This is a genomic window from Roseovarius sp., from assembly GCF_018066915.1.
In the GTDB taxonomy this organism is placed as follows: Bacteria; Pseudomonadota; Alphaproteobacteria; order Rhodobacterales; family Rhodobacteraceae; genus Roseovarius.
Map to the genome: position 1 here is coordinate 1 of NZ_JAGPVV010000148.1, position 6736 is coordinate 6736.

Consider the following 6736-nt stretch of genomic DNA (forward strand, 5'->3'; position numbering starts at 1 on the left):
GTCCTGGCGCGACATCAGACTGCTGGTCGTTCTCAGGCGCAGCCGGTCGATGTCCTCGTTGATGCTCGCGTCCTTCGCGATATAAATGTCCTGAGCCGGGATGTAGGCCTCGGGCTGATAGTAGTCGTAGTAGCTGACGAAATACTCGACCGCGTTTTCGGGGAAAAATCCCTTGAATTCCCCGTAAAGCTGCGCCGCCAGGGTCTTGTTGGGCGCAAGGATGATGGCGGGGCGCTGCGTCGCCTCGATGATCTTGGCCATGGTAAAGGTCTTGCCGGTGCCGGTGGCCCCCAAGAGCACCTGATTGCGCTCGCCCTCATTGATACCTTGCGACAGCTCGGCGATGGCGGTGGGCTGATCGCCCGCCGGTTCGAAATCCGAAGCCAGAACAAAGCGCTTGCCACCCTCGAGCTTGGGGCGGGTTTTCACATCCGGCGCGGGATGGCTGAGCACAGCCGGGGTCTTGTCGGAATGGGCATAGGGCATGGGGCGCTCCGGTGGATCAATGTCCACATTTGTTCTCTTTGGCGCGGGGTTCAAGCCCCAAAGCGGGTTGCGGCGGTAGTAGAATAAAATGTAATGAGATAACATTTCAAATACTGGAGGCCAGAATGAACACCACTGATACCCGCCTGCCTGTGACCGTGCTCTCGGGCTTTCTGGGCGCGGGCAAAACCACGCTTTTGAATGCCGTGTTAAACAACCGCGCGGGCCGCCGGGTGGCGGTGATCGTCAATGACATGTCCGAGGTTAATATTGATGCCGATCTGGTGCGCGACGGGGGTGCAAACCTGAGCCAAACCGATGAAACGCTGGTTGAGATGTCCAACGGTTGCATCTGCTGCACGCTGCGCGACGATTTGCTCAAGGAAGTGCGCAAACTGGCAGGTGAGGGGCGGTTTGACTATCTGCTGATCGAATCGACTGGGGTGTCAGAGCCGTTGCCGGTGGCGACCACGTTCGAATTTCGGGACGAGGCAGGCGAGAGCCTGTCGGATGTGGCGCGGTTGGACACGTTGGTTACGGTGGTGGATGCCGTGAACCTGCTCGAGAATTATTCCAGCCATGAATTTCTGTCGGACCGGGGCGAGGTGGCCGGCGAGGGCGACACGAGGACGCTGGTTGATCTGCTGGTCGATCAGATCGAGTTTGCCGATGTGATCGTTCTCAACAAGGTCAGCGATGCGGGGACCGCACGACGGGAGGCTGCCCGCAGCATCATCGTAGCGCTCAACTCGGATGCGCAGATCATCGAGACGGATTATGCGCAGGTCGATCCGGCGCGAATATTCAATACTGGGCTTTTTGATTTCGCAACAGCGCATGATCATCCGCTCTGGGCCAAGGAGCTTTATGGCTTTGCCGATCATGTGCCCGAGACCGAGGCATACGGGGTGAGTTCGTTTGTTTATCGTGCGCGGCGCCCGTTTGATCCGGCAAAAGTCCATGCCGTTCTGAACGGTCCTTTGCCGGGCGTGATCCGGGCCAAGGGGCACTTCTGGCTGGCGACGCGGCCTGACTGGGTGGCCGAGTTCAGCCTCGCGGGCGCGCTGAGCAAGGTGGGGCCGCTGGGCACATGGTGGGCCTCGGTGCCCGAGGCGCGCTGGCCCACGCATCCGCAGGCGCGGGACTATGTGATGCGGCACTGGGCAGAGCCCTTTGGCGACCGGCGTCAGGAACTGGTGTTCATCGGCGCAGGCATGGACCGGGCTGTGATCACGGCGGCGCTGGATGCGGCGTTGATCGGCAGCGAGACGGCATTTGATCCTTTGGCGTTTCGCGACTTGCCCGATCCGTTCCCGGTGTGGCGGCGGGCCGCGGCGGCCTGAGCAATGCGGGACCATGGCATGACACTGGCTCTCGGGATCGCGCGGGGCGCGAGGTCTGGCATTCTTCATCAGGTTACAAGGCCGGGGCAGGCGGGGGCGATCTGGCAGCGGCAACGGGAGGCCGTGCTTGCCGCGTGGATTGACGGGTTGGCACCGGAGAGCCTGCCGCAGGTCCGGTGTTATTGCACCACGATGCGTGCCCGCGATGTGGCGCAGAGGGCCTGTGAGATGGCGCACCTGTCGGCTGGGCCAGCGCGCGCGATGTTTTGCGACGACATTGGCGCGCTGGCCGCGCTCTTTGGTCAGGTAATGGGCTCTGCTGCGTTGCATCTGCGGCTTGAGGTGGTGCGCGATGATGCCTGTTGCAAGTTTCATCTGGATCACGTTCCGGCGCGACTGTTGTGCAGCTATCGGGGGATGGGCACCGAATACGGGCTACTGCGGGCGCAGGGTGATCCGCAGCCGGTGTGGCGGATGGGAACCGGGGATGTGGGAATCTTTCGCGGCGCGCTCTGGACAGGAGAGGAGCGGAGCGGGGTGGTGCACCGCTCGCCGCCGATTGCAGGATGGGGCGTGACGCGTCTATTGCTGGTGCTCGACGTTCTGGCGGGCGGGCAAAGTGGCGCGTAACCTGCGCAGCCCTGCAATACGCCGCCGCTCTGCGGGTGGCCTGAGCGACTATGACCGTTTGCCGGGGCCGGTGCGGCGTTGGGTGGCACAGGCGGCGCTGCCTTGGTCGGCGCGGTCTGTACGGGGGGTCTGGGCGCGGGCCTTGAGTGCGGCCGGGGGGTGCGAAGCGGCGGCGCTGGCGCGTCTGGACCGGATCGAAGCGCGCGCGTTGGCGCGTGAGGCGGCGGCGGTCTGGGGCAGGGGATATCCGACGGTCGGATCGGCACGGGATGATTCGCAAATGTGAGTCGTGACGCGGCGTCACGTGATTCGCGGGCAGGTCATAGTGCCGCACCCGCCCAGCGGGAATGAGGTTTCCTGTCGGGTGTGTCGCAAATTTGCGCCTATGAGTCGTTTCGAGGGGCGCGAAAGGCCAGAAAACACAGGCGGAAAATTTATTTACAAAGATTTACCCGGCTCAATGCAAGAAATTCACTGATCTTATGGGCGTTTGTCAGGATTTTGTTAATTTCTGCGCAATTTCGGCTAGGGTATGCCAAGGAATGCGGCAGTGCCTGTCACGAGGAGCAGGTGGCCGTTGGGATGGAGGATTTCAAGTCATGAGCGACGCAAACGCAACCGCAGGTGCGAAAAAAGCCGGTTTTCATATCGACCAGGCCAAGTATGAGCGGATGTATGCCGATTCGATCAGCAACCCCGATGCCTTTTGGGGGGAGCATGGCAAGCGGCTGGACTGGATCAAGCCCTATACCAAAGTGAAGAACACGTCGTTTGCCTATGACAATGTGTCGATCAAATGGTTCGAGGATGGCACGCTGAACGTGGCCGCCAATTGTATCGACCGGCATCTGGCCAAGCGTGGCGATCAGACCGCGATCATCTGGGAAGCAGATGATCCCAACGAGACACCGCAGCACATCAGCTACAAGGAACTGCACGCGCAGACCTGCAAGATGGCCAATGTGCTCAAGTCCATGGGCGTGGGCAAGGGCGACCGGGTCGTGATCTATCTGCCGATGATCCCCGAGGCCGCCTATGCGATGCTGGCCTGTGCGCGGATCGGTGCCATTCATTCGATCGTTTTCGCCGGGTTCAGCCCGGATGCGCTGGGCGCACGGATCAACGGCTGTGATGCCAAGGTGGTGATCACCGCCGACCATGCGCCGCGCGGTGGCCGCAAGACCAAGCTCAAGGACAACGTCAATCAGGCGCTCTTGCATGATACGACCGATGTGAAATGCCTTGTGGTGCAGCGCACCGGCGATCAGGTCGCTTGGCGGCGTGATCTGGATTTCTGGTGGCATGAAGAGGCCGAAAAGGTCAGCGCCGATTGCCCGCCCGAAGAAATGAACGCAGAGGACCCGCTGTTCATTCTCTACACCTCTGGCTCGACCGGCATGCCCAAGGGTGTGGTGCATACCACCGGCGGCTATCTGGCCTATGCGTCCATGACGCATGAATACATTTTCGACTATCAGGAAGGTGACATTTACTGGTGCACCGCCGATGTCGGTTGGGTCACGGGGCATAGTTATATCGTCTATGGTCCGCTGGCCAATGGCGCGACCACGTTGATGTTTGAGGGTGTGCCGACCTATCCGGATGCAGGCCGATTCTGGCAGGTGTGCGAGCGTCACAAGGTGACGCAATTCTACACCGCCCCCACCGCCATTCGCGCGTTGATGGGCAAGGGCACCGGGCCGGTCGAAGCCTCGGACCTCTCAAGCCTGCGTATTCTGGGCTCGGTCGGTGAGCCGATCAATCCCGAAGCGTGGAACTGGTACAATGAGAACGTCGGCAAGGGCAAATGCCCCATCGTCGATACCTGGTGGCAGACCGAGACCGGCGGCATCCTGATCACGCCGCTGCCCGGTGTGATCGACACGCCCAAGCCCGGTTCGGCCACCAAGCCGTTCTTTGGGGTGCAGCCCGTGGTGCTGGACGATCAAGGCAATGTGCTGGAGGGCGAGACCTCGGGGGTGCTGGCGCTCAAGGATAGCTGGCCGGGGCAGATGCGCACCGTCTGGGGCGATCACGACCGCTTTGTCTCGACCTATTTCGAGATGTTCAAAGGCTATTATTTCTCGGGCGACGGGTGCCGTCGGGACGAGGATGGCGATTACTGGATCACGGGCCGCGTGGATGACGTGATCAACGTCTCGGGGCACCGGATGGGCACCGCCGAGGTGGAATCGGCGTTGGTCGCCCATGCCACCGTCAGCGAGGCCGCTGTGGTGGGCTATCCGCATGATATCAAGGGGCAGGGCATCTATTGCTATGTCACGCTGATGGATGGGGTCGAGGCCACCGAGGCGTTGCGCGCGGAACTGGGCAACTGGGTGCGTCAGGAAATCGGGCCGATTGCCAAGCCGGACGTCATTCAATGGGCGCCGGGCCTGCCGAAAACCCGCTCGGGCAAGATCATGCGCCGCATTCTGCGCAAGATCGCCGAGAATGACTTTGACAGCCTTGGGGATACCTCGACGCTGGCCGATCCGTCGGTCGTGGACGAGCTGATTGCCAATCGCACCAAAGCCTGAGGGGGATGAGCGTGATGGACGGAAGCGACACACCCCGCAACGCCGCCAATCTGGTCCTGTTAGGACCGCCGGGCGCAGGCAAGGGCACGCAGGCCCGGATGCTGGAGGAGCAATTCGGTCTGGTGCAACTCTCGACCGGGGACCTCTTGCGCGCGGCTGTGGCGGCGGGCACCGAGGCGGGTCGTGCGGCGAAGGCGGTGATGGAGGCGGGCGATCTTGTGTCCGACGAGATCGTCATAGCCATTCTGCGCGACCGTCTGGCCGAGCCGGACTGTGCCAAGGGCGTGATCCTCGACGGGTTCCCGCGCACCACGGTGCAGGCCGAGGCGCTGGATGGTCTCTTGGCCGAGATCGGGCAGGGTATCCGCGCCGCGATCAGCCTCGAGGTCGATGATGCGGCGATGGTGACGCGGATTTCAGGCCGCTACACCTGCGGCGGCTGTGGTGAGGGCTATCACGACAGCTTCAAGGTGCCCGCGGTTGAGGGAACCTGTGACAAATGCGGCGGCACCGAGATGAAGCGGCGCGCCGATGACAATGCGGAAACAGTGGAGCAGCGGCTGCGCGCCTATCATGCGCAGACCGCGCCGCTGATTTCCTATTACGAATCGCGCGGCGTTCTGGCCCGCGTCGATGCGATGGCCGAGATCGAGGCCGTCGCTAGAGAGCTGAACGCCATCGTCGCAAAGGCGGTTGCGTAAAGGAGTGCCCGTGCCGGGATGGTCCCGGCGCGGTCTGGAGGAAGCCGTTATAAAAAAGGGAGGGCACGCTTTGTCCGATCAAGAAAGAGCGAACGCTTATTGGAAGGCCAATCTGCGTCTTATCACATGGAGCCTCGTGATCTGGTTCTTTGCCTCGTTTGGCTTTGGCATTCTGCTGCGGCCCATGCTGTCGGGGATCGCCATCGGCGGCACCGATCTTGGGTTCTGGTTCGCGCAGCAAGGGTCGATCATTGTCTTTTTGATTCTGATCTTCTTCTACGCCTGGCGGATGAACAAACTCGATGCCGAACATGGCGTCGGTGAAGAATAAACAGGGGGAGGGACAATGGAACAAACAACACTCAATATCATCGTCGTCGGCCTAAGTTTCGCGCTCTACTTCGGTATCGCGATCTGGGCCAAGGCGGGATCGACGGCGGAATTCTACGCAGCGGGACGCGGCGTGAATCCGGTCGTCAACGGGATGGCAACGGCGGCGGACTGGATGTCGGCGGCCTCGTTCATCTCGATGGCGGGTCTTATCGCCTTTGTGGGCTACAACAACTCGACCTTCCTGATGGGCTGGACGGGCGGTTACGTGCTCATGGCCATGCTGCTGGCGCCCTATCTGCGCAAGTTCGGCAAATACACGGTCCCTGAGTTTGTGGGCGACCGGTTTTACAGCAACAAGGCCCGCGTCGTGGCCGTGATCGCGCTGATCACCATGTCTGTGACCTATGTGATCGGTCAGATGGCGGGTGCCGGTGTGGCCTTCTCGCGCTTTCTTGAAGTGGACAACACCACCGGTCTCTTGATCGCGTCGGCGGTGGTTTTCGTTTACGCCGTTTTGGGCGGGATGAAGGGCATCACCTATACGCAGGTGGCGCAGTATTGCGTTTTGATCATCGCCTATACGATTCCGGCGATCTTTATCTCGCTGCAACTGACGGGCCATGTGCTGCCGCAGATCGGTCTCTTCTCGGAGAACACCGCATCGGGCCAGTATCTGCTTGTCACGCTGGACGGTCTGCTCAAG

The 6736-nt window shown here is 61.4% G+C and carries 8 protein-coding genes; 7 read left to right on the plus strand and 1 reads right to left on the minus strand.

Annotated elements, in window-relative coordinates; translation table 11 throughout:
* Positions 1 to 486: DEAD/DEAH box helicase family protein (locus KBT70_RS08050; protein WP_296631009.1), on the minus strand; the 486-nt coding region annotated here is incomplete at its 3' end.
* A 125-nt stretch (positions 487 to 611) separates the two neighbouring features.
* Here KBT70_RS08050 and KBT70_RS08055 point away from each other — a divergent pair.
* From KBT70_RS08055 to KBT70_RS08085, 7 genes are all read left to right on the plus strand, one after another.
* Positions 612 to 1829, plus strand: a complete 1218-nt coding sequence (locus KBT70_RS08055) for a GTP-binding protein (RefSeq protein ID WP_296630986.1) — start codon at positions 612 to 614, stop codon at positions 1827 to 1829.
* A gap of 18 nt (positions 1830 to 1847) precedes the next feature.
* The gene (locus KBT70_RS08060) at positions 1848 to 2459 is read left to right on the plus strand and encodes a DUF1826 domain-containing protein (RefSeq protein ID WP_296630990.1); all 612 of its coding nucleotides are present in this window, start codon (positions 1848 to 1850) and stop codon (positions 2457 to 2459) included.
* The gene (locus tag KBT70_RS08065) at positions 2449 to 2745 is read left to right on the plus strand and encodes a DUF6525 family protein (RefSeq protein WP_296630993.1); all 297 of its coding nucleotides are present in this window, start codon (positions 2449 to 2451) and stop codon (positions 2743 to 2745) included. The genes KBT70_RS08060 and KBT70_RS08065 overlap by 11 nt, the downstream gene beginning before the upstream one ends.
* A gap of 313 nt (positions 2746 to 3058) precedes the next feature.
* Positions 3059 to 4999, plus strand: a complete 1941-nt coding sequence (gene acs, locus KBT70_RS08070) for an acetate--CoA ligase (protein WP_296630995.1) — start codon at positions 3059 to 3061, stop codon at positions 4997 to 4999.
* 14 nt (positions 5000 to 5013) lie between these two features.
* Positions 5014 to 5700, plus strand: a complete 687-nt coding sequence (locus KBT70_RS08075) for an adenylate kinase (protein ID WP_296630997.1) — start codon at positions 5014 to 5016, stop codon at positions 5698 to 5700.
* 70 nt (positions 5701 to 5770) lie between these two features.
* Complete coding sequence (locus KBT70_RS08080) at positions 5771 to 6031, plus strand: DUF4212 domain-containing protein (RefSeq protein WP_081507577.1); 261 nt, start codon at positions 5771 to 5773, stop codon at positions 6029 to 6031.
* A gap of 15 nt (positions 6032 to 6046) precedes the next feature.
* A partial coding sequence (locus KBT70_RS08085; RefSeq protein WP_296631006.1) for a VC_2705 family sodium/solute symporter occupies positions 6047 to 6736 on the plus strand: 690 nt, incomplete at its 3' end.